Genomic DNA, 22937 nt, shown 5'->3' with positions numbered 1-22937 from the left:
TCGCACAATGTTCCCGGGGGCCGCACGGCCAACCCGGCAGCGCCGCGGCGCGCTACTGGACCGATGACGTGATCATATGAGTACCACGCCACCGACATCCGGGAATCCTGCCATTCGCCCGTTACCCGTGCTACGGGCGATGGTTGACGCGATTGATCGCGAAATTCTGCAACTGCTGGCCCGCCGCAACGGGCTGATTGCCGACATCGCCGAGCATAAACGCGAGCACCGTCTACCGATCCGCGACGCCGAGCGCGAGCACGAGATTATCACCGATCGCCGTTCGCGCGGGCAGGCCCTCGGCCTGAATGCCGAACTCGTGGAGTCGCTGTGGCGGCTGATCATGTGGGCCAGCCGGGACCGCCAGGCCGCCCTGAAGGCCGAAGTCCCCCCCACAATTGAACCGCGTACCGTGGCGGTCATCGGCGCGTCGGGTGGCATGGGGCGGTGCCTGCTGCAACTCTTCGGGGACCTTGGCCATGCCGTGCTGGCGGCGGACCTGGACACGCGCCTCACACCGGCCGAGGCGGCCGCCTGCGCCGACGTGGTGGTCATCAGCGTGCCGATCAACGTCACCGAGCAGGTCATCGCCGAACTCGGGCCGCGCGTCCGGGACGATGCGCTGCTCATGGATGTGACCTCGATCAAGGCCGCGCCGGTCGCGGCCATGTTGCAGTACTCCACGGCCAGCGTGGTCGGTACACACCCGCTCTTCGGCCCGTCGGTGCATTCGCTGCAAGGTCAGCGCGTCGTCGTGACGCCCGGCCGGGGCGAGGCCTGGCTCGAATGGGTGCGGCAGATGCTGCGGGCCCGCGGGCTTGCGATCGTGGAAACCACGCCAATCGCGCACGATGAAACGATGAGCATTGTGCAGGTGTTCGTCCATTTCGCGACGGAGGTCATGGGCCGTACACTGGCCGCGCTCGGTGTGCCGTTGGCACACACGCTGGCATACACCTCGCCGATTTACCTGATGCAGTTGTTGCTCACCGGACGACACTTCGCCCAGTCGCCCGACCTTTACGCCTCGATCCAGATGGCAAACCCCGGGACCACCACGGTCGCGAATGCGTTTGCGCAGGCGGCTGAGGAGTTGCGTGACATCGCGGCCCGTGGTGATCGCGACGCCTTCGGTCGCATGTTCGCCGAAGTGGGTGCGTTCTTCGGCGACTTCCGCACACGCGCCCTCGAGCAGAGCGATTTTCTCATCGACCGGCTCGTCGAGCGCGCTTAGCCGACCACAGCAGCAACAGCGGCCCCCCGCGTCCGACGTCGCAGGCCAAGTCCGTCTTTGGATCCCTGCGTCCGTCACAGGAGCGGACGCGCCATGATCTTCGGCTGCGGACCACCGTGGGCACCGGACATCACCGCACGAAGCGGGCGACATAGTCCCGCGCCCTTTTCACGGTTGCCGCGATGCCGACCTGACCGCGCTCGATACTGTGCCGTGTCAATGACAGCGTCGGCAGGTAGAAGGCCTCGTTCTCCTGCTCGTCGATCCAGGGCTTATCCGGCCACTCATGCACACCGGTCTCGCCGTCGGGCGATGCCAGGGCGAGATAGCCACAAGCCCGCACGAAGCGTCCCGCCCATTTACGCACCAGCGGCGACTTGACGCGGCCGAATCCGGCGCGCCCGTCCTGTGTCTCCTCCCAAATCTGTACCACGGGCGTGAGACCGAGCAGCATCTCGTTCCACTCCTCGCCGGCGATCAGAATGTCGGGTTGGCATTCGTGCAGGTCGTAGATCAGCCGGCGGACGCCCTGGACCTGGTCCCACGCCGGGTCGTTATAGAAGACGTTGCAGGTCTCGTCGAGAAAGATGCCGTCGAGCCCGTAGGTGCGCACGAGGCGATCGGTCGCCTCACACAAGATCTCCCGCAGCGCCGGCGGCTCGAGCGCGATGTAGGCGTGGGCCGCATCCCCCAGGCCGTCGTGATCCCAGTCGATGTGATAGCTGTGCCGGTAGAGTCCGTTCCAATCCCGGATTACGTAATCCTTCAAGTGCCGCAGGTACTGCGGATGACACATGTTCACGGCCATGGCGTTGAGATGCGGCATAATGTGGAAGCCGAGTTGACGGGCTCGCGCGCAGAAGGCCTTGAAGCCCTCCGCGCCGCCCAAACCGGGGGAGGGCTCGTACGTCGGATAGTCGCGCATGTACCGCCCGTCCCATCCGATTGGATACAGCAGCGTGCGCTCGGCGGGGAACTGCTGAGCGAGCGCTTCAACGGCCCGCGTCATGCCGGCGAAGTCAAGGTGTACGCGACCGTTCCAATCTGTGTTGTGCAGATTCACGACCAGTCCGAGCCCGCGGGTCCAATCCGGCATGTCCGTCCGGCGGTCGAAGGCGGTTGCGCCGAAGGCCTGGCCGACGAAGCGCGCGTAGTCGTCGAGCAGGGTGTCGATTTCGGACCGGTAGCCGATCTCCCATTCGCTCGACTCGAACCGGTGCGTACGCTCGCGCAAAGAGGCATCCTGGAGTATTTCCAGGCGCATGCGACCACCGGTGCGCAGGGCGCGGAGTCGCTTGAACCGCCACGGATTCTCGTGGGTTACTACCGTGAAGAACCGCTGCTGTGCCTGCCACACGGCGAAACCCGTGCGCCAATCACGAGGAAAGTGCCACTCGCGCCAGGTGGCGTCGTCGAGCGTGATCTCCTCCGGCGCGAGCATCGGCAGATAGGGTAGATCGAGCGCGATTTTGATGCCCTTGATGGCATGTTCATGCCGCGCAGCCAGGCGAATCCGGATGCGTTCCCCTTCGTCCGCCAGTACCCGCACCCGCAATTCGCCGTGCGACGCCTCCCGCGCTTCACCGTCTTCACCATTCACCAGCGTCCGACAGACGTGCCAGTCACCCTCGGCCTCCCAGCAGTGTGGCTGGTAGAATGTGCCCTCACAGGTGTACACGGATAGATCGAGGGCGTAGGCGCCGATCTGCAAGCGGGTGCTCATGCGGAACCTCGTTGGGGATCCCCCGGAGACGCCGGTGGTGGGCCGGGCCGGACGACGATGTCCGGCGCTTGGGCAGCCGTGCGACCGGGTGCTGCGGGCGACGCAAGTCTCTTGGGCCGGGCATTATACCGGTTCATCCCGGTATAAAAAGTCACGCTATCCAGCGCTCAGATCATGGCCAGGGCCGCGGTCTCCGTGCGCACACCCAGGTTGGCTGCCGCGCGCTCCGCGAATTCCCGCGCTTCGTGCTCGGTGTCGTATAGACGAAACAGTGCGGCCCCCGAGCCGCTCATGCCAACCGGGCCGCCCGCGGTGTCGGCGGCGCGTACTGCCCACTGCTCCAGTTCCGGGAAGGCCGCATAAGCTGCTGGCGTGAGGTCGTTAAACAACAGCGGCATCAGGGCAGCCGCAGATCCCCCGGCGGTCTGTAAAGCCGCGAGGACCCTGTCGGCGGCCGGGTGCGCGGTGCTCGTCGCAAGCGAATCCCAAGCGCGGTAGACCGTTGGGGTTGCACAGCACAAGGGCGGCAACAGCAGCGTTACCCAGCCGCACAACGGCACCGCCACTTCGTCAATGATCTCACCACGTCCACGCACCAGGCACCGCGGCCCGTGAAAAAAGAGCGGAACATCGGACCCCAGCTTCGCACCAAGTTCGATCAGGTCCGCCTGGAGACACTCCAGGCCCCAGGCCTCGTTGAGCAGCAGCAGCGTCGCGGCTGCATCTGAGCTCCCGCCGCCCAGTCCAGCACCGGCCGGGATGCGTTTGTACAGCCGAAAGTCCGCTCCATGATTCGTCGCGCCGTGGCGCGCGAGGGCTCTTGCCGCCCGCAATACGAGGTTTGTACCGTCGGCCGGCAGGGTCGGATCGTCGCATTCAAACTGGTAACGGCCGTCTTCCTGCGGAACGACTTCGAGGGTGTCGCACAGGTCGATCCGGGTGACGAGCGACTCCAGCTCGTGGAAGCCGTCCGGGCGCGTACCCAGGATTCGCAGCGTGAGATTGAGCTTGGCAGGCGCGCTGCGGCGGTAGGTCGGCGTCGTCGACATGGGGCGCAGCATCGGGGGCGACTGTGCAGACGTCAAGCCAACGCCCGTAATGGCCGGTACCACACGATGTACAGGCCGATGCTCAGGAGCAGCAGTGCCGCCGCCAAACCCGCTGTGAGTGGCCACTGCCGTAACAACGCCACCATGGGCAGCAGGAAAAGCACGAGTTGCCAGGGCACGGCCAGCAGTAACGCCAGGAGATCCCGCCGGTTCTCGCGCTGGATCCCTGCGACCTCGTCCCGCGGCAGGTCAGCGCGCTGCGGATTCCACCAGCCGAACGGGCGCGTTGTGCGGAAAAAGTTCGCAAGCACGACACGGTCCACCGGGCGGGTGAGCAAGGACACAACGATGATCGCCAGCACCGCGGCAGCGCACAGCAGTCCGAAGGTCTGCCACTCCGAGAACTTCGTGAGCCCAGCGGCCCCCAGTACCCGGTTTCGCCCCTCGATCGCGAGCGCCACAATCATCGCGGTGCCCGCCCCGGCCGCGTAGCCGTAGCCGTTCATCCGGTACCAGTACCAGCGCATGCAGTTGGGCACGATCAGGCCTGCCCCGACACCCATGGTGAGAACGCTCCAAAGATCATTGACGCGATCCGCGCCGAGTGCCAACCAGACTCCGCACAGCACCAACGCGATGGTTGCCACGTATCCCGCCACCACGAGTTCACGCTGGCCGGCCTGCGGGCGCAGATGCGCCTGGTAGATGTCACGCACAAAGAAGGCCGAACCGGCATTCATGAACGAGCTGTACGTCGACATCGCAGCCCCCAGTAGTGCCACAAGCAACAGACCGCGCAAGCCGACGGGCATCATCTCCTGGATCACGATCGGCAGGACCGCCTCCGGGCTGGAGATTCGATCGGGTATGGTGAGTCCCAGCAGCACGAGGCCCATGATCAGGGGCCAGCGCACACTCATCAGCACGATCCAGATGAGTGAGATGAGCCCGGCCTCGCGTTCGTCACGGGCGGCGAAGAAGCGCTGTGCCATGTAGCCGCCCGCGCCCGAGAACCCGTCAATCACGGTCTTGAAGAAGTAGAAGCCGATGCTCAGCGCGAGCAGGGAGAAGCTTTCGTACCCCGCTGGCGGTTCGATCCGCGCGGGCGGCAGGAGTCGCAGCCAGTCGGCATCGATCACGTCGCCGAGGGTGCCAGGATCGACTGCTACGGCCGCCTTCCAGGTCACCACCAGCGCAAGCAGCAAAATCAGCACGCCCTGCACCACATCGGTCCACACGACGCCGTGCAGGCCCGCAAGAGACGTGTACACCATGACCGAGAGCATCAGCAGTATCGCGGCGCCTTCGGGACTGCCCCCCCACTCCACGGGCAGGTAGACCGAGAGAAACTCGCTCGTACCTTTCAGGAAGTACGCCAGCGCCCACACGAAGAAGACCAGGTTGAACCCGGCTGCAACCAGCCGTGCGACGGCACCCTGGGTCCCCGGCCCAAACCGGAAGGTCATCCAATCCGCGACGGTCATGCAGCCGGAGCGACGCGTCCACTTGCCCATGAAAGCGAGAAAGAACGCCATCGTCAGCACGATTCCACCGCGCAGCTCGATGAGAAACCCCTGGAGCCCGAAGGTGTAAATCAGGGAGACGATCAGCAGCGTACCGGCCACATCGATGTTCGAAGCCATTCCCGAGGCACCCAACAGCCACCAGCGCATCTTCCGGTCGCCCAGGAAGTAGCTGTCGATGTTGCGCCCGGCCCGTCGCGAGAGACCGATGGCCAGTGCAAACACTCCGACGAAGTACGCAGCAAGGATGCTGAGATCGATCCAGTGCATGCCCGTGACCTCGCGGTCGCCGGGCCTCTGCCCGGCCCAGGATGTGCGCCGTGCGGCGAGCGCGGTCCGGGGATCATCCCGCGGCAGATGCCGGTGTCAAGCAACGCGGGCACGACAACACCCGGTGGCCCACTTCCTTTCCGCGAGCTTCAGTGGTCGCGTAGGATACCGCCCACCATGTCCGCCCCGACGCCCGTCCGCCGAGCCGATGCCCTCGACGCCCTGCGCGGCCTTGCCATCCTTGGCATGGCGCTCTCGGGCATGCTGCCGTTCGGAACGCTGCCTGACGGCGGCACCCTCCCGACGTGGATGTACCACGCCCAGACGCCCCCGCCGGCACACCTCTTTGATGGCACGCTTGCCGGGCTGACTTGGGTGGACCTCGTCTTCCCGTTTTTCCTGTTCACGATGGGGGCTGCGATGCCCCTCGCGCTCAGTCGCCGCCTCGAAGTCCCCGGCGGTTGGTGGCGCCTGCCCGCGTACCTCCTGTCGCGGGGTGCTCTGATTGCCCTCTTCGCCTTGTACGCCGAGCATGTCCAGCCGTGGAAACTGAGCAACCCCCCGACCACACAGACGTGGCTCGTTGTCCTGCTTGCTTTCGCAATTCCATTCGCAATCCTTGTGGAGCTGCCAGCACGCTGGTCGCTGCACCTTCGCGGCGGCTGCCGCGCTGCCGGCTGGGCGGCCGCCATCACGCTGCTGGCAATGCTGCCGCACCCACCGGACGGTACGACCTTTGATCTGAAGCGGACCGATCCCATCCTGGCGGTGCTGAGTAACGTGGCAGTCGCGGGCGGTTTGCTGTGGGCGATTACCAGAAATCATGTCGGACTGCGGGTGGGGCTACTGGTCGCGTTGCTCGGATTTCGGCTCGCCGCCGGTTCTGACGGCTGGTCGCGGGCCGTGTGGAACTGGTCCCCCCTGCCGAGCCAGTACCAGTTCTACTTTCTGCAATACCTGGCGGTCGTGATCCCCGGAACGCTCGCCGGTGATGTGCTCCGTGAGTGGCTACGTCCGGCACAGCCGCCGGCTAGACCCCAGACACCAACACCCCGCGCTTTATTGGGCCGACCTGGTGTGCTTGCGCTCCTGATCCTGGCACTGCACGGCGTACTGCTAGGCGGTCTGCAAAGTCGACAAGTCACACTGACCGTTGTACTCACACTGGCCCTTTGTGCAGGTGCCATCACCCTGTTTGCCCGGCCGACAGATAGCACCAGCCGGCTCCTGAGAAGTCTCTGCGGCTGGGCGACCCTCTGGCTGGTAGTCGGTCTCATCTTTGAACCGTACGAAGGTGGGATACGTAAGGACCGCGCCACGATCAGCTACTTTTACGTCACCGCGGGGTTGGCCACCTACGCGCTGGCCTTCTTCTTCGTGCTGATCGACCACGGCGGACTGCGCCGACCGTGCGTTCTGCTCATTGCCAATGGACAGAACCCGATGCTCGCCTACCTCGGAATCCGCAACCTCGCCCCCCCGTTGTTGCACCTCAGCGGCCTGGAAGGGTGGCTCGTGAGCTGGACGCGGACACCGTGGCTGGGGGCGTTGCGCGGGATCCTGAAGACCCTCTTCCTTGCGGCTCTTGTGGCAATGTTTACCCGCTTGCGCCTGATCTGGCGGACTTGACGGAGAAATGTATTAGTAATAATACTAAAGAAGCAATAATAAATCTCGCCCCCGTTATTGACAAAGACCTGATCGACTGATACGTTTCATTCCCGCTGATTCGGACGGCATCGCGCGGGCAAGTGGCGGGCGGCCATTCAGCGTGTTCGGGCCCGGGTGAGAAGCTGCTCCCATCGACGACAGTGTGTCGACGACCTGCGCAGCGCAAGGAACCGTCACATTCCAGGATAGTTCAGGAGGAGAGAGCCGTGTTAGCTGTACGCATTTCGCTTGGAGTCGTGCTCCTCGCCGCCATCGCACCCGCATCGGCGCAATCACGATTCATCATCGCAGACCGTAACCAGGACGCCCTGCATGTGCTCTACGACGTCAATGGCAACGGCGTCATCGACGAGCCCGAGGAGGTCCGGACCTTCTTCAGCGGGGCCAATTCTAATGGGACACTCGGACCTCAGAATCCCACCTCCCTGGCGGTGGGACCTGGCGGCTGGGTGGTGTTCGGCGATCAGTTGAACCGTGCCGTGTATTTTCTGCGCGACCACGACTTCGACGGCAACGCGCAGGGCATCGGTGAGAGCATCGTTGCTGCCGATGCGAGCAATGGTTCCGGGGCAAGCTTTGCGTTCCCGACCGGCGTCGAGTTCGATCCCCGCGGTGTACCCTACGTGACTAACGCGGGTAATGCCTTTGGCCCCGACATGATCTACCGGCTTGAGGACTTGGATGGTGATTGGCGGGTACAGAGCCCCGGCGAGATCACGGAGTACGTGGGCGAGTTCGCCTTTGGTCCCGGAAACGGCCCCTTCAGCCCGCAGGAGTTGTTCTTCGACGCGAACGGGGTCGGTTTCCTGCGCGATTCCGCGACCAACACTCGGGGCATCTATCGCTTTGAGGATCTCAACAGCGACGGCCGCGCAGATGGCCCCGGTGAATTCACCCTCTTCTTCGACGGAACTAACGCGTCCGGTGTCCCCCTGCTCGCGGGCTTCGCGCTGGAGCCCGACCGTGTGCGTCCGAACGCCATGTACACGTTGCAGGTGGCAACGGGCGGTGTCGATCAACTGCTGCGAGTTCAGGACCTGAACGGGAATGGCAATGCGCAGGATGTCGGCGAAGCCGCGCTCGTCTTCGCAACTGCGGAAGCCAACTTCACAGCCATCGACATTGTGAGTCTCTACGACGGTTCCGTGCTCATGACGGACAACAGCGGCAAAGTCGTCATCCGCCTGACCGACCTGGATGGCGACGGCAACTTCACGGGGCCTGGCGAGCGCACCACCTTCTTCGCGAACACGCTTGGCTTGGTCACAGACATCCGACAGATCGCGATCTACCCCCTGCCGGCCGACCTGGACGCTAACGGCAAAGTGGAAGGTGCTGATGCGCTCTTCTTCTTCGATTGCCTCGGCGGCCCCGATGCACCGGGCGCGTGCGATCCGGCCCGGTCTCTCGCCAGCGACCTGAGCTGGGACGGGGCTGTCGACCTCGCCGACGCGGCGCTCTTCCAGCAGTTGTACGAGCTGTAGAACGGCGCAGGGAACCGTAAACAGCCAGGTCAGTATCCCGCGTCCCGCGCAGGACACCGACCTGGCAGGTGAACCTCGGAAGGGGATCGGCTACAGTATGCCCCTGCCCGATGGCGGAACGTTCGGCGGTGGGGCCGCCGCACCCGCCCCGGCCATCAGGAGGTAACCATGGCCGATTCCCCGCAACCACCGGTGCCGGACACACCTGCACAACCCTCCCAGGCACCCACTGCCTCGCAGGCACCCACAGACAGCCGGCGGAGTGCGACACGCCCGTCGGTCCGAGAAGTGCGTTTCGTCGCCTACCCTAAGTTGCTTTTCGTATGGCCGCTGATCCTGTTGGGGTTTGTGCTTTACCCCTTCTCCGCACCACCGCGGGTAGTCCCCACCGCCACCGCTGCGGAACAGGCCGCCGCAACCGCTGTGGACACGGGCACCGGTGTACCCCAAGACCCGGTTGTCGGCGGCTCGACGAGCGCACCGCAGCCGGCACGCATCAATCCACGGCTTGAGTGGATTGGCTGGCTGTACCTCTGGACGATCGTGTTAGTCGTTCTCACACTGGGGATTGATGTGGATCGCAACCGGGCCGCCTTCTTCATCGTGCTGCTCGGCGGCAGCTATGTGCTCGGGCTGTGGTTGCGCGATGTGCAGGGGTTTACGTTCTTTGGCCAGTTGTACACCTGGTTCGCCGCGCTCGACGTGCAGTACAACCGCACCTTCGGCTTTGCCTTGAGCGTGATACTGCTGGTGCCCTACACCGTCATGCTGTTGTGGGCGCGACTGAACGACTACTGGCGTATCACGCACAACGAATTCGAGCACTACTCCTTCGGGAAGATGAATGACTCGCTCGGCCGTGGTGCCAAGACGATCCGCACCGACTACCCCGATGTTTTCGAGCTGCTGCTGGGGCTCGCCGGAACCCTGATTGTCTTCAATGCAAGCGGCACGCGTGAACTCCGCCGGATTCCGCATGTGATGTTTCTGCCGCTGATCCGCAAGCAGCTCGACAAGATTCTCGAGCGCACCGCCGTATCCATCGGAGTCGAGTTCGAGGATGACGAGGACGGATAGGCGTTCGATGACGCGCGCCCCTACAACCGTCCGCAAGATTTCACTTTCTTCACCGCCTCTGACGTGGTATACCTGATCACCGGAGGCGGAACGAGTCCGGCGGTATGGGTGCGGCCACGCCGAGTTCCAGATGATTTGCCAACTTCCGCAGCAGGCCGAGCCCGCGGCCGGCGACCGCGCTGTTGCGGTGCGTCGCGCTCCAACATGCCGCGGGCCCACGGGGAATGAAGGAGTGGTTGCGATGGTAGAGAAACGAACACCGGGAGTAACCATGCTTGCGGCGCTCGCGCTGAGCTTTGCACTGGCTCTCAGCACAGGGGCGCTCGGGCAGTGGTCGGATGATGCCGCCAGCAACTTTGTCCTCGCGGACCGGACGGGCGAGCAGGTACAGCCGAAGATCGTCGCGACGTGCGACGGCGGTGCGTACGTAAGCTGGTTCGACAACGCCACCGGCGGGTACGACGTCTACCTGCAGCGGCTCGACGGACACGGCTTCGAGGCGTGGCCCCACAACGGGGTGCTCATCGCCGATCGATCATTCAGTTCGACCCAGGATTATGATCTGACCGTGGACAGCGCGGGCTACGCGGTGATCGTATACCGCGACGACCGCCTGGGAGGCGTACAGGTAGGCGCCAACCGGGTTGCGCCGGACGGTACGCTCGTCTGGGGCGCTGGCGGTGTCGTGCTGACCAACACGGCGCAGTTCATCGGCAACATTTACGTCGCCGCGACGACGACCGGCGATGCGATTGTCGGCTGGAGCCAGAACAACGACATCGCCCTCCAGAAGCTCAATCCGGCCGGCGTTCCGCAATGGCCTGCGGGCGGCCTCCTCCTGCCGGGCGCCCTCTGGCCGCTACGTGCTCAGTGATCTCATTCCCGCCGAAGACGGCAGCGTGATCGCCTACTGGGTCCGCTGGACAGGCACGCAGATTTTCAGCAACAAGCATCTGTACGCGCAGAAGATCCTGTCGGACGGAACGCTGCAAGGCGCCGGCCCGACAGTCGTGTTCGACGCCAACAGCGTGCAGAACGGTTACTTTCCGACGGGGTCGAGTGACAGCGAAGGTGGCGCGGTTTTCAGTTGGTACGAAACCGGCGGCAGCCGCCTCGCCTACGCGCAACGCGTTGACACCGACGGGATCGAGCTCTGGCCGCATGGGGGCGTGTCGGGCGCAGTCCCCGACCCCGGAAAGATCGCGATTGGTTCGGCGGCAGCGTACAACGCAGCCACGGGGGAAACCTTCCTCTTCTGGCCGATGGCCAACTCGAACCAGAGCCAATGGGCCGTGTACGGCCAGAAACTGCTGGCGGATGGTACCCGGGCGTGGGGCGACACGGGCGTGGAGTACGTTCCCTTCAGCGCGAACCAGCCGAGCAACCTGCAGGTGGTGCTGGCTGGTGACGGCGCCATGGTGGTCTACTCTGACCGTTCGGGCGCTGCCCAACTCGTCGGGATCCGGGTGGATGGGAACGGCGCGCCGACGGGTGCGCCGTTGGTGGTGTCGTCCACACTCAGCGGCAAGTCACGCCTCCAGGCCGCGCGGACCCGCGGCGGCACCACCCTGCTGGCGTGGTCTGACAGCCGCAGCGGCGCCGGTGATATCCTCGTACAGAACGTGAACGCCGACGGGACCCTCGGCCTGCCAGTGGTGATACCCGGCGATGTGAACTGTGATGGAGCGGTTAACTTTGGGGATATCTCGCCGTTCATCGCGGCGATCAAAGCGGGTGGGCCGGATCACTGGCCAGGGCCGTGCCCGTATGCCAGTGGTGATTTGAACGCCGACGGCGTGGTGAACTTCAGTGACATTGCACCGTTCATCGCCGCATTGAAGGCGTGGCCGCACTGCCCGTAGGCCCACAGCATCGGAACGGGGCTGGCGGAAACAATTTTTGCCGTCCCCCTGCAAGTAGTAGAAAACGCGCGACGGCGGGTGCGAGCAAGCCGGCTCGTACCCGCCGTCACTGCGCCCCTCAAACCCGCGGATCTGCATGCGCGCACAGTTCCCCAGTTCCGGCGATGTCTGTTAGAATGCGGGGCTTGTTCCAGCTTCACGAGGATCGCGGCACCATGGGACTACGCGTCTTCAACACGCTCGGCCGGCGGATGGAGGCTTTCGAGCCCCTCGAGCCCCCCCGCGTCGGTATGTACGTATGCGGCCCGACCGTCTGGGGCCATAGTCACCTCGGACACGCCAAGAGCTACATCAGCTTCGACGTCATCGTGCGGTGGCTGCGGCACTCCGGCTACCTGGTCAACTATGTGCAGAACATCACCGATGTCGGCCACCTCACCGATGATGCGGACGCCGGCGAGGACAAGGTGGTGGCCGAGTCCCGCCGCCGCGGCCTGCACCCGATGGCGGTCGTTGAGCTCTACTTGCGCAGCTATCTCGAGGACATGGACGCCCTGAATATCGCCCGTCCGGACATCATGCCGCGTGCGGCTGCGCACATTCCGGAGCAGATTGCATGCGCGCAGGCGCTACTGGCGCGCGGGCATGCCTACGAGGCGAACGGATCGGTTTATTTCTCGGTAGCGTCGAAGCCGGACTACGGCAAGCTGAGCGGACGGACCGTGGCGGAGTTGGAGGCCGGCGCGCGCGTGGCGGTACACGACGACAAACGGCACCCGGCGGATTTCGCACTGTGGAAACGCGCCGAACCCGGGCACATCATGCGCTGGCCAAGCCCCTGGGGAGAGGGGTATCCCGGATGGCACCTCGAGTGCTCGGTCATGAGCCAGAAGTACATCGGGACGACGCTGGACATCCACGGCGGTGGTCTTGAGAACCAGTTCCCGCATCACGAATGCGAAATCGCCCAGGCCGAAGCGGCGACGGGACAGTGCTTCGTGCGCTACTGGCTGCACAACAACATGTGCACCCTCAACGGCCAGAAGATGGGCAAGAGTCTCGGCAACGCGATTTCGTTGAAACAGATCTTCGCCGAAGGGCATCCGTTGCTGGAGCAGACCCTTGAGCCGGCGGTGGTGCGTCATTTCGTTCTGACCAGCCACTATCGCGCGCCGCTCGATTTCTCGAACGAGGCGCTGCGGGCGACCGAAACCGGGTCATACAAACTGCGCGACACGCTGGCCGAGTTGACACGGGCGGCCGCCCGCGCCGCCTCAGCCACGCCGCGCGCGACAATTCGCACCGCACTGGATCAGACGCGCACGCGCTTCGCCGAGGCCATGAACGATGATTTCAACACGGCCGCCGCCCTGGCCGGCGTGTTCGAACTGGCACGGCAAGTGGGCGGCTGGGCACGAGAGGGGGCCGGGCGCGAAGACCTGCTCGCAGCGGAGGCGCTCCTGCACACGCTGACGGGCAACGTGCTCGGCCTGCGTTGGCACGCGACCGAAGCCGGCACATCCGGAGAGCGGGACGCCTTGATCCAACTTCTGGTCGAGGTTCGGAAGGAGGCCCGCACGGCGAAAAATTTCGCGCTGTCCGACCTGATCCGCGATCGCCTGCGGACCCTGGATGTCGAGTTGAAAGACGGTCCCCATGGCACAACCTGGTAGCGCGCGGTGCTCTCATGCCGCCCGCTCGCCCCGGTCGGAGGTGGCCCGCACCGCGCGCCGGCCTATGGAGACTTCTGTTCCCCCCCCACCCTGATCACACAGCAGGATGCAACCGATGGCCTATGACACATGGAAAGTCGTCAATACCAGTGCTCAACCGCACACCCTCGGACAGTGGAACAGCGTCGCGACGATTTCGAACGGCTACCTGGGGCTCAAGGGCAACGTCGGTGAGCAGCGGGACGGCTACAGCGCCGTAACCCTGATCCACGGCGTTTTCGACGAGTTGGACATGTTCAGCCAGATCCGGGCGTCCAACCAGGAGCGGCGCTATCTCGACGCCCGCTACTTCGATACCGCGGGCAAGAGCCCGGCCGTCGCCAACCTGCCCAATCCACTGTTCGTACAGATCTTCGTCGGCGAGCGGGAGGTGTCGTTCGGCCGTGGCGAGGTACTGAATTTCGAGCAGTCGCTGGACCTGCGTACCGGGGTATACCGGTACGGTTACGACTTCCGCGATGGCCACGGACGGACGACGCGCATTGCGATGGAACGCTTCGCCTGTCTGCGGCACGCCCACCGTGTGTTTGTGCGGCATACGGTTACCCCTCTCGACCACGCGGCGCCGATCCGGATCCGCTCCGGGATCACCGGGCGAACGCATTCCAACACGACCGGTGAGCGGCAGTTCAAGGTGCGCGAGGTGTGGACCAGCCCGGCCGAGACCTGCCGCCTTGTTGCACAGACTCCCGCCCGTGAACACGAAGTGAAGATGGCGGTTGCCCACGTCCTGCGGGCCGGTACGCTGGTGGAGCCAGCCGTGGGAATCATCGAGCACGACACGGTCTACAGCTACTTCATCTGCAATTCCGAGCGCGGACAGCCCATCACTCTGGAGCGGCAGGTAATCCTCGCGTGCAGCGAGGACCTACGGCACGGGATCGTCGCGGATGTGGACCACGAGCTGCGCTGTGCGGCCGCCGAAGGTTACGATCTGGCGCTCGCGGAGCAGCGCCTGGCGTGGGAGGAACTGTGGCGGCGGTGCGACGTGGAGATTGAAGGCGACGATCCGGCACAGCTCGGATTGCGCTTCTGCCTGTTTCACTTGCTCCAGGCCGCACCGCGTTTCACGGATCGGCTGAGCGTGCCCGTCAAATTGCTGACCGGGGAGTATTATCAGGGCACCACCTTCTACGACACGGACGTGTACATCGTGCCGTTTTACACCTACACGCTGCCCGAGATCGCCCGGACCTGCCTGAATTTCCGGTACGAGGGGCTGCGCCACGGTCGGGAGATCGCGCGCGCGCTGGGTTACGAAGGAGCGAAGCTCGCCTGGCAGGCCGGACCCCATGGCGAGGAGTGCCTGGGCCCGTGGTGGCGCTTCACGCACACGAATATCCACATCAACTGTGATGCGGCCTATACGCTGATGCAGTATCTCCGCGTTACCGGTGACCAGCGCTATCTCGCCGAGCGCGGAATCGACCTGCTCGTAGAAACCGCCCGTTTTTTCGCCGCGCGTGCCGTGCCTAACGCCACGACCGGTCGGTATGACCTGCACGATGTCGCCGGCCCCGACGAGGGGCACTGCGAAAGCACGAACAACTTCTACACGAATGTGCTCGCCATCCGGAACCTGCGGGCCGCCGCGGACATGCTCGAGCACCTGCAGACGATCGATCCGGCCGCGCATGCGGCGGCGCTCCGGCGGCTGGCAGTCGGCGCGGCGGAACCGGAGAAGTGGCGCACCGTCGCCGAGGGCCTGACGCTGCTGTTCGATCCGCGAACACACGTGTATGAGCAGTGCGAGGGCTTCTACCAGCTCAAGCCGATCCCACCGGACCTGCTGGAAGACCGCAAAGTGTGGTTTGTAACGGTCTTCCCCTACCAGGCGCTGAACCAGCCGGACGTGGTGATGGCGCTGGTCATGCTGCGCGACGACTTCCCGGCGGAGGTGCACCGGGCGAACTGGCAGTTCTACAAAGACAAGAGCATGAACTTCTCATCGATGAGCTTCGTGCTCAACGCGATCATGGCGGCTGACGTCGGTGATCTGGAATCGGCCTATCGTGATTTCGTGATCTCAGCCGGGATGGATCTGGATGAGAACCTCACCGGGCGGAAAGACACCTACGCCGGACTGCATGGTACGGCGGCCGGCGGGGCGTGGATGGCGGCGGTGTTCGGTTTCGGCGGCGTGTGTCACTCGGCCCAGGGTCTGCGCATCACGCCGAACCTGCCGCAGCCATGGACGGCCCTGCGTTTCCACCTCGTTCTGCACGACACACCGGTGCATGTGGCGATCGATCGGCAGCAGGTCACACTGACGGCTGCGGCGGAGCCAAAGCTGGAGCTGCCGATCGTCGTGGCCGGGAAACAGGTCCTGTTGGAAAGCGGAAAGGCCGTCACAGTGCGTTACCGGGATTAGCCCTCCGTGGCCGAAGTTCCCGGAGTGCACGGACCTGCAAGCCCGGACTTGGCACGAGCAGCGCCGCGCCCGTTTTCAGCGCGTCCTGCGACGGCGTTTCTTCCCGGCGGGACCACTGCCGCCGCCGGCCGGGGCTTCGAACAGGTTGTCAACCGTGGTGCTCGTCTCGTTCTCGGGAATCACCACCGTGCTTTCGTCGTGCTCGAAGGCCGCTTCGAGTTCACCGTGCTCATCCTTCTCGATCGGCTTGCCGTCCTCGTCCAACTCGACATCGGCGTCGGCCGTACGAACGCGTGCGATGGCGTGCAGGTCCTCCATCAGGCGCTGTGTATCGCCGCCGGCCAAGCTCGTGAGCGCCAGTGCGACGTCGGGAATGTAGCGCTCGAAAATGTTGCGGCGCTCGCTCTCCAACTTTTGCTTTCGACGGCGGCGGACGTAGCTGGCGAGCTTGCGGCCACACTCCTGCAGTGCGAACTTCATCTCGCGGCGAATCTCGTCGTAGTCGGCGATGGCCTCCTTGCTCTCGCTGGTGAAGGGCACCCAGACGCTGGCCAGGTGGATCATGACAACCAGCGGACCGACCGGCAGGCCCCCGGCGGGCTGGCTGAGCGAATAGTTGCGCCAGTCGACTTCGAGCACGCTTTTGAAAGCGGCACAGGCGGACTGCTGGTAGAGCAATGGCACGCGATTGGCGAAGCGGATGATGCGGGCCGGCTGGTCACCCGGGAGGTTTCCGCCGTAGGCGAGTGCGATCTCGATCTGGAACGGGTTCCCGCGGTAGACGGTTGGACTCCGCGTGGTAGCGGTGAAGAACTCGGCCTTGACCTCCTTGAGTAAGCCGGCAAGCAGGGCGCGGATTCCGATCGGTGCGAGGCAATCGGTCGGTGGGGCCATCACCTTGGCGGCCTGCATGGCCTGGTAGAGGCGTTCGATGTCGGGGTTGCTGATCGTCCCCGGCGCGGCGCGGGTGCTGAGCTTGGCGGCGTCGCAGATGCGCTGCGCGACTGAGCCGGAAACACGCGAAAAGGACTCCTGCAGGAAACCGGCGAGCTTTACGCCCTTGGCCTCTTTCAGCAGTTTCATCAGCACGCCGAGTTCGATGCCATGCGGATGCGGCTTGATCTCGCGGGTCTCCGCCGGCAGTTCATCGCTGCCGCGCGGGAATTCGCGGTGCTCGCCAGTCGGGGCTGTGTAATTGATGAGCGCGTGCGGATTGGCGATGGCCGTCTGCTCGATGTACTCGTCCACGGACTGCCGGCCCTTGCTGTAGCTGGCGAGCAGCTCGATGCTCACTTCGGTGCCGCGGTCCCACGCTACTTCGACCGGTTCCTCCTTGATGATGTCGGGGCGGTTCTTGGTCGTGTCAATGGCGATCTGGAAGTGGTGGGCTTCCTTTTTCGGGCTGGTCCGTGAGGTGACATGTACGCTCTTGCCCGTGGTGAGCAAGCCGTACATGCCGGCTGCCGAGATACCGATACCCTGCTGACCGCGGGACATTTTCAGGCGATGGAACTTCGAGCCGTAGAGCAGCTTGCCAAAGATGTTGGGGATCTGCGCGCGGACGATGCCGGGTCCGTTGTCGCGCACCGTGACGCGAAACCGCTCTTCCGCAAGCTGCGTGATGGCGAGGTGCAACTCTGGCAGGATGCCGGCCTCCTCGCAGGCATCCAAGCTGTTGTCGACGGCCTCCTTCACGGTCGTGAGGAGGGCCTTGCGCTTGTTATCAAACCCGAGCAGGTGCCGGTTTTTCGCGAAGAATTCGGAGACCGAGATGTCGCGTTGACGCGTAGCGAGTTCCTCGGCCGTCACGACGCGCGGTTTACCGCCGCGCCGTGCTTGGGGAGAGGATGGGTGTTCCTCCGGATTGGCAACGGCGCGGGAAGCGCGGGCGGGGGGGCTTGGACGTCCGGGCGTCTTCATGGGCTTGGGGTCACTTCCGTTCACAGCGGTGGGCTTTGTTGCGGGAACGGGCGCGCTTGGGGGCATGTCTGGCTCGTCTACCGACGACCGGTGGTCGGTTTCGAGGTCATAGTCGGGCGTGTATTCCGCCAAGGTCACTTTCCCGACAGGAATGACCCGCGCGGGGGGTACGTCGAATAACGTCGGTGGCTCGGTGGCGCCCGTTCGGCGAGACTGTCGTGCGGCCATCCGTGGCTCCCGGTAGGGGGCAGTCTGCGGACGGTGGTCCGGGCACGCGGCCCACGCCGATCCTGCCAACCCAAGGCATGGTAGCAGATCGCTCAGTTGTGTACAGTAGTTGTAGCTCCGGGAGCACGCAGCATGGCCTTGAATTCGGACCAAAGGCGCCAATTCGTGGCAAGCAGTCACCCGCTGAAGCCCGTCACCACCCTGGTTGCAGGCCGCGTGACGGACGCGGTTGTGGCGCAGGTCCGACAGTGCTTTACCGGGCGCGCGCTGCTCAAAGTGCGGGTGCATGCCGAGTGCGCGGCAGCGTGTGACGAGGCCGCTCGGGATCTCGCAGGGCGTGTTCCGTGCGAAGTCGTACGCAGGATTGGCCGGGTTGTGCTGCTGTATCGGCCGGAGGAGTGAGTCGTGGCGCAGCGTGGCGGCACGGGCGGCCCCCATGCCGTGGCGCGAGGTAACCCATGAAGCGGTTCCAGAAGATCGGCGTGTTCCTCTTTCATCCACAGCACTTCGCGGGTGCACTGGCCGCGGCAGGGCGAATTGCGCAGCTTGCCGGCAGCCAGATGATTTACTGCGTGCATCCCCAGACGCCGGAGGAAGTCGACGGCGGCCCCGGCGCAGTCGAGGCCTTTCGTGAGAGCGTGCGGCAGCAATTGCCACCGGATGTGCATAGCATGCTCGAATTCGACATCCACCCCGGGGGTGGCATCCAGGACATCCTGACCGCGGCACGCCACCTGGAACTCGACCTGGTCGCAGTCGGACGGCGCATGCCTTCGGATGAGCCCACCGTGGCGATGCCCTTCGCGCGCCTGGTGCGAAAATCGCCGTGTGACGTACTGGTCGTGCCGGAAGGCGGCCGGACTCACCTCAGCCGTATAGTCGTAGGGGTGGACTTTTCCCCGCATTCGCTGCTCGCGCTGGAGGAGGCGGCGGCTTTGTCGCGTGCCGCCGCTGACAAGACCGGCCGCCCGGGGCAACTCCTGCTGGTCTCAAATTCTCAAATCGGTTACGGCTACGCCAAGCTCGGAATGACCCTTGAGCAGGCCATCGAGGATCGCAAACGCGTCATCGGCGAACAGTTACGGAACTTCATGGAAGATGTCGACCTCAGCGGACTGTCCATCGAGACCCTCGTCACGACGGGACCACACAACGAGCGCGCTTTGCTCGATGCGGCCATGAGCCGCAAAATGGACCTGATCATGGCCGGCAGCCGTGGAACCGGCTCACTCGTTCTCATCGGGTCGACTGTGGAGAGGCTGGTGCATGCGGCCGGTCTGCCAGTACTGGTCGTGAAGAAGAAGGGTGAAACACTCTCGATCCTCGACGGTCTCTTCGGCACGCGCTGAACCTTCCAACGGGTCACCGGCGCTATCCTGCAAGCGTTTCAATTCGTGTGAAAGGTTCTGGTAAGACTGGACACCCGCCCGGTCGCCCCTGACTATCCCATGGTGTCAAGGCACCGTCGGAGACTGCGTGTGCGAACCAACGGCGAAATTGGAACCCTGCGGCTGGCAGACCTTTACGCCCCGATCCAGGCCGATCTGGGCGCCACGCAACGGGTCCTTGCGGACGAGTTGATCTGCGATCAGCCCTTTATCAGCGATCTATGCCAGCATGTGCGCCAGTTTCATGGGAAGCTGCTGCGCCCCGCCCTCCTGCTGCTCACAGCTCGCGCGATCGGCGACGTCCGGCCGTCGCACCATGTGCTGGGGGCCGTCGTCGAGCTCGTTCACATTTCCACCCTGGTCCATGACGATGTGCTGGACGGCTCTGACATCCGCCGGCGCGCAGCGACCGTGAACCGCCTTTGGGGCAATGAGCGGGCCGTACTGATGGGCGACTTCCTGTACAGCCATGCTTTCCACCTGTGCAGCAGTCTGGACTCGCAATATGCAAGCCGCGTCATCGGCCAGACCGCGGTGACGGTCTGTGAAGGCGAGATGATGCAGGTAGCAAGCCGGGGCAATCTGGAGCTGACCGAAGCGGAGTACCTTGACATCATCACGCGAAAGACGGCGTCCCTGGTGGAGGCGTGTTGCCACCTTGGCGCCGTGTACGCCGAGGCGGACGAAGATTGGGTGCGGCGACTGCGGACATTCGGGAATGCGATCGGCGTGGCGTTTCAGATCGTGGACGATCTGCTTGACCTGACGGGCGATGAGGCGGAGGTTGGCAAGTCCCTTGGCCGGGATGTGCATCAAGGCGAGGTGACTTTGCCCGTGATTCACTATCTGCGCGAGGTTGGCCCCACGGATCGGGCGGCCATGCTGGATTTGCTGCAAAGTGACGGGGCCACCGCGCAGCGCGAGATCGGTGCGCGGCTGCATGCCGCTGGCAGCATCGCCTACGCGCAAGCCGCCGCCGGCGAGCAAATCGAGCTGGCCCAGCAGGCACTTGAAGTATTACCACCTTCTCCGGCACGGAATAGTCTGTCAGCCATGGCGGGATTCGTGCTGGCCCGGCGACAGTAACACCAGCGTAGGGCCTGGACCGAGGCGTCTTCAGGCCTGAACCATCAGGGGAGCGAAAAAGATCACCCTGACCAGCCACATTGGCCGCCGATTGACACCGGCAGCCCGCCGACAGCATCAACCCCGCTTTGCCCAGGGCCCGGTGATGGCCAGTGTCAGGCCATCGTGTTGGATGTTCAGGAAGAGAGTCGCCCCATCAGGGCTGAACGTGGCACCCGCGAGTTCCGAATTGCTCAGGGCATTGCGCCCCAGGGTGTAGATACCCCCCGCAGGCGTAACGCCGACCAGGTGCGCGGGCCGCTGCCCGTCCTCGCAGAGAATCACATCACCCCACGGTGCGATTGTAAGATTATCCGCGTTATCGATCAGTCCACGGTCGTTCGGCTCGCAGAACAATTCGACCGTGGGTGGTGCAGCATCCTCTTCGGGCGTGCCCTCAGCCGCACTTGGGCGGTAACGCCAGAGCTGTCCCGCTTTCGCCTGGCCACCGTTCGTGCAGGCGAAATAGAACTCGCGCTCGCCCCACCACATCCCTTCACCACGGGCAAACCGCGCCGCACCGGCCGCATGCCCGCGAAGACGCAGGTCGTCGCGCGGCGCCTCGATCTCGTCGATCGCAAGCCAACGTACCGCCAGCGGCGTACCGCTGTGGATCGTGGCCTCCTCCCAGTTGCGCGTATCGAGCCCCGCACGGTCACGAACGGCCAGCACCTGCAAGATCCCCCCTGCGTTCAACCGACCGCGCTCGCGTGGCAGGAAGCGGTAGAGCAAGCCATCGCTGCGGTCTTCGGTTTGGTAGACGATGCCAGTCTCCGGTGAAACCGCGACGGCCTCATGATTGAAGCGTCCCATGGCGCGCAGGGGCGTCGCGCGCGCCAGGCCCACCTCGGCTCGTGCAGGGACTTCGAAGTTGTAGCCGTGGTTGTGCTCGTAATTATCGTCCGCCAGGCGAACCGTCTCTTCGCAGGTGATCCACGTGCCCCACGGCGTCGGCCCACCGGCGCAGTTCCGCTCGGTACCCGCGAGACTGAGGTACTGCCGAATGACCCGCTGCTGGGCCGAATCCCACACCAGTGTAGTAGTGCCGCCCAGGCAGGGTTGCCTGCCACGCCCCGCGTCGAAAAGCAGGGCCGCATCAACACGCTTAAAAAGGTGATTCTGCGGGCCAAATGGGCCGCGGCGATGGTCCGCCGCGTCAAGTTCATGATTGCACAGGAGAATGACCTGCCCACCGGGCCCTGGAAAAGTGGCCATCGCGTCCGGCAACCCCGGAACGCGTAAGCCATCGACCATTTCGTCGCCTACCCGGGAGATCACGCGATAGGAGAATCCCGCAGGCAGATCAAAGAGGCCTTCCGGGTCGGGCCGTAGCGGCCCATAGCCCGGGACTGTACCGGAACCGGGCGGCACATCGTCTGAACGGAAAGCGAGCGCGAGTCGCGCGAGGCCACTGAAACCCAGGGTGATGCTGCTGGCGGCCCAAAGAAAATCACGGCGAGAAACGGCCATAGGAGCAGCTTCCATGGAAAGTCGACCCTTGCGGCGGCGTCACCGCCGCGCGCCTGCACCTTGTGAGCATTGTAGCGGAGTGAAGCGGACCACGACAACGTGTCACTTCAACGGAGCGGATGTGGCCCAGTGGTTGCGTGGGGCTGTCCCACACTGGATAATGTGACGATGCACAGCGCCGGGTGCGGCGCTGCTGTGCTATTCCCTGTGATACAAGGAGAACACCGACATGCCACGCATGATTCCCCTGCTTGTGATCTTCGCCTCAGCAGCGCTGTGGACGGGTTGTGCCTCGAACCAGTCCATGACCCATTTTGGCGAACCGATGCAGGTTGCCGCCACCGAAACACCGATCACCGTCGGCGAGCTGATCGCCAACGCGGAGAAGTACGAAGGTCAGACGGTTCTCGTCAAAGGGACCATCACCGCAATGTGCACCGGCAGCGGATGCTGGGTGCAGGTCGCCCAGAACCCCGATGATCCGGAAGAGGACCAGATCGTCGCGATGTTCATCTATGACCAAGCGACGCACGGCCGTGTCCCCGGCGAAGCCAAGGGGCAGCGCGCCATTCTTCAAGGCAAGGTGAAGTTCCGTGTGATCACCGAAGATGAGCGCAAGCACTACGCCGAGGTCGACGGAAAATCGGCCGATGAAATCGCGCTGATCAAGGGCTCGAAGAAGCGCGTGACCATCGATTGCCCGGCGATTGAGGTTGCAGGCGTGCAAAAGGCCGAAGTCAATGCCTGTCCGCACGACCACGATCACGATACGCACGACGCGCAGTCGAGCTGAGTCCAGACCCCGTTTG

At 64.3% G+C, this 22937-nt stretch carries 17 protein-coding genes; 12 read left to right on the top strand and 5 right to left on the bottom strand.

Features of this window, described 5'->3' with window-relative positions:
* Positions 1–76: 76 nt before the first annotated feature.
* Positions 77–1234 carry a bifunctional chorismate mutase/prephenate dehydrogenase gene (gene tyrA, locus IPM18_11305; GenBank protein MBK9120171.1) on the top strand — a complete coding sequence of 386 codons (1158 nt, stop codon included), beginning with the start codon at positions 77–79 and terminating at the stop codon, positions 1232–1234.
* Positions 1235–1364: 130 nt separating this feature from the next.
* On the opposite strand, the gene IPM18_11300 is transcribed toward tyrA, so the two are convergent.
* From IPM18_11300 to IPM18_11290, 3 genes are all read right to left on the bottom strand, one after another.
* Positions 1365–2957 carry a hypothetical protein gene (locus IPM18_11300; protein ID MBK9120170.1) on the bottom strand — a complete coding sequence of 531 codons (1593 nt, stop codon included), beginning with the start codon at positions 2955–2957 and terminating at the stop codon, positions 1365–1367.
* A 167-nt stretch (positions 2958–3124) separates the two neighbouring features.
* Positions 3125–4006: a 4-(cytidine 5'-diphospho)-2-C-methyl-D-erythritol kinase gene (gene ispE, locus IPM18_11295; GenBank protein MBK9120169.1), complete on the bottom strand. Its 882-nt coding sequence runs from the start codon at positions 4004–4006 to the stop codon at positions 3125–3127.
* Between the two features lie 32 nt (positions 4007–4038).
* Positions 4039–5799, bottom strand: a complete 1761-nt coding sequence (locus IPM18_11290) for a sodium:solute symporter (protein ID MBK9120168.1) — start codon at positions 5797–5799, stop codon at positions 4039–4041.
* Positions 5800–5976: 177 nt separating this feature from the next.
* Between IPM18_11290 and IPM18_11285 the strand changes: the two genes are divergently transcribed.
* The 7 genes from IPM18_11285 (at position 5977) to IPM18_11255 (ending at position 15997) form a co-directional block, all read left to right on the top strand.
* Positions 5977–7428, top strand: a complete 1452-nt coding sequence (locus IPM18_11285; protein ID MBK9120167.1) for a DUF5009 domain-containing protein — start codon at positions 5977–5979, stop codon at positions 7426–7428.
* 248 nt (positions 7429–7676) lie between these two features.
* Positions 7677–8954: a hypothetical protein gene (locus tag IPM18_11280; GenBank protein ID MBK9120166.1), complete on the top strand. Its 1278-nt coding sequence runs from the start codon at positions 7677–7679 to the stop codon at positions 8952–8954.
* A gap of 168 nt (positions 8955–9122) precedes the next feature.
* Complete coding sequence (locus tag IPM18_11275; GenBank protein ID MBK9120165.1) at positions 9123–10031, top strand: hypothetical protein; 909 nt, start codon at positions 9123–9125, stop codon at positions 10029–10031.
* Positions 10032–10272: 241 nt separating this feature from the next.
* Positions 10273–10905 (top strand): hypothetical protein, encoded by a 633-nt coding sequence (locus IPM18_11270; GenBank protein ID MBK9120164.1) that lies wholly within the window; start codon positions 10273–10275, stop codon positions 10903–10905.
* A complete protein-coding gene (locus tag IPM18_11265) occupies positions 10895–11893 on the top strand; it encodes a hypothetical protein (protein MBK9120163.1) in 999 nt (332 codons plus the stop codon). The genes IPM18_11270 and IPM18_11265 overlap by 11 nt, the downstream gene beginning before the upstream one ends.
* Positions 11894–12108: 215 nt before the next feature.
* A complete protein-coding gene (locus IPM18_11260; GenBank protein ID MBK9120162.1) occupies positions 12109–13566 on the top strand; it encodes a cysteine--tRNA ligase in 1458 nt (485 codons plus the stop codon).
* 115 nt (positions 13567–13681) lie between these two features.
* A complete protein-coding gene (locus IPM18_11255; GenBank protein ID MBK9120161.1) occupies positions 13682–15997 on the top strand; it encodes a glycoside hydrolase family 65 protein in 2316 nt (771 codons plus the stop codon).
* Positions 15998–16072: 75 nt separating this feature from the next.
* Here the strand turns inward: IPM18_11255 and IPM18_11250 are convergent, their stop codons facing one another.
* Positions 16073–17917: a DNA topoisomerase VI subunit B gene (locus IPM18_11250; GenBank protein MBK9120160.1), complete on the bottom strand. Its 1845-nt coding sequence runs from the start codon at positions 17915–17917 to the stop codon at positions 16073–16075.
* A 360-nt stretch (positions 17918–18277) separates the two neighbouring features.
* On the opposite strand from IPM18_11250, the gene IPM18_11245 reads away from it, so the two are divergent.
* From IPM18_11245 to IPM18_11235, 3 genes are all read left to right on the top strand, one after another.
* Positions 18278–18547 carry a YhbY family RNA-binding protein gene (locus IPM18_11245; protein MBK9120159.1) on the top strand — a complete coding sequence of 90 codons (270 nt, stop codon included), beginning with the start codon at positions 18278–18280 and terminating at the stop codon, positions 18545–18547.
* Positions 18548–18603: 56 nt separating this feature from the next.
* Positions 18604–19494, top strand: coding sequence for a universal stress protein (locus IPM18_11240; GenBank protein ID MBK9120158.1), 891 nt, complete (start codon positions 18604–18606; stop codon positions 19492–19494).
* A 129-nt stretch (positions 19495–19623) separates the two neighbouring features.
* Positions 19624–20619: a polyprenyl synthetase family protein gene (locus IPM18_11235; protein ID MBK9120157.1), complete on the top strand. Its 996-nt coding sequence runs from the start codon at positions 19624–19626 to the stop codon at positions 20617–20619.
* Positions 20620–20736: 117 nt separating this feature from the next.
* Here IPM18_11235 and IPM18_11230 read toward each other — a convergent pair whose 3' ends face one another.
* Complete coding sequence (locus IPM18_11230) at positions 20737–22128, bottom strand: DUF839 domain-containing protein (protein MBK9120156.1); 1392 nt, start codon at positions 22126–22128, stop codon at positions 20737–20739.
* Positions 22129–22357: 229 nt separating this feature from the next.
* On the opposite strand from IPM18_11230, the gene IPM18_11225 reads away from it, so the two are divergent.
* Complete coding sequence (locus IPM18_11225) at positions 22358–22921, top strand: DUF4920 domain-containing protein (GenBank protein ID MBK9120155.1); 564 nt, start codon at positions 22358–22360, stop codon at positions 22919–22921.
* Positions 22922–22937 lie beyond the last annotated feature (16 nt).

It is taken from the genome of Phycisphaerales bacterium (assembly GCA_016716475.1).
Lineage (GTDB): Bacteria > Planctomycetota > Phycisphaerae > UBA1845 > Fen-1342 > JADJWG01.
Note: the sequence above shows the minus strand (reverse complement) of the source record. Positions and strands in the feature narration are given on the sequence as shown.

What these genes read in the sequence shown, in the direction of transcription:
- IPM18_11255 (MBK9120161.1), top strand. Translation starts at nt 13,682, where the DNA reads ATGGCCTATGACACATGGAAAGTCGTCAATACCAGTGCTCAACCGCAC.
- IPM18_11275 (MBK9120165.1), top strand. Translation starts at nt 9,123, where the DNA reads ATGGCCGATTCCCCGCAACCACCGGTGCCGGACACACCTGCACAACCC.
- IPM18_11245 (MBK9120159.1), top strand. Translation starts at nt 18,278, where the DNA reads ATGGCCTTGAATTCGGACCAAAGGCGCCAATTCGTGGCAAGCAGTCAC.
- IPM18_11260 (MBK9120162.1), top strand. Translation starts at nt 12,109, where the DNA reads ATGGGACTACGCGTCTTCAACACGCTCGGCCGGCGGATGGAGGCTTTC.
- IPM18_11230 (MBK9120156.1), bottom strand. Translation starts at nt 22,128, where the DNA reads ATGGCCGTTTCTCGCCGTGATTTTCTTTGGGCCGCCAGCAGCATCACC.
- IPM18_11240 (MBK9120158.1), top strand. Translation starts at nt 18,604, where the DNA reads ATGAAGCGGTTCCAGAAGATCGGCGTGTTCCTCTTTCATCCACAGCAC.
- ispE (MBK9120169.1), bottom strand. Translation starts at nt 4,006, where the DNA reads ATGTCGACGACGCCGACCTACCGCCGCAGCGCGCCTGCCAAGCTCAAT.
- tyrA (MBK9120171.1), top strand. Translation starts at nt 77, where the DNA reads ATGAGTACCACGCCACCGACATCCGGGAATCCTGCCATTCGCCCGTTA.
- IPM18_11300 (MBK9120170.1), bottom strand. Translation starts at nt 2,957, where the DNA reads ATGAGCACCCGCTTGCAGATCGGCGCCTACGCCCTCGATCTATCCGTG.
- IPM18_11270 (MBK9120164.1), top strand. Translation starts at nt 10,273, where the DNA reads ATGGTAGAGAAACGAACACCGGGAGTAACCATGCTTGCGGCGCTCGCG.
- IPM18_11285 (MBK9120167.1), top strand. Translation starts at nt 5,977, where the DNA reads ATGTCCGCCCCGACGCCCGTCCGCCGAGCCGATGCCCTCGACGCCCTG.
- IPM18_11225 (MBK9120155.1), top strand. Translation starts at nt 22,358, where the DNA reads ATGCCACGCATGATTCCCCTGCTTGTGATCTTCGCCTCAGCAGCGCTG.
- IPM18_11250 (MBK9120160.1), bottom strand. Translation starts at nt 17,917, where the DNA reads ATGAAGACGCCCGGACGTCCAAGCCCCCCCGCCCGCGCTTCCCGCGCC.
- IPM18_11290 (MBK9120168.1), bottom strand. Translation starts at nt 5,799, where the DNA reads ATGCACTGGATCGATCTCAGCATCCTTGCTGCGTACTTCGTCGGAGTG.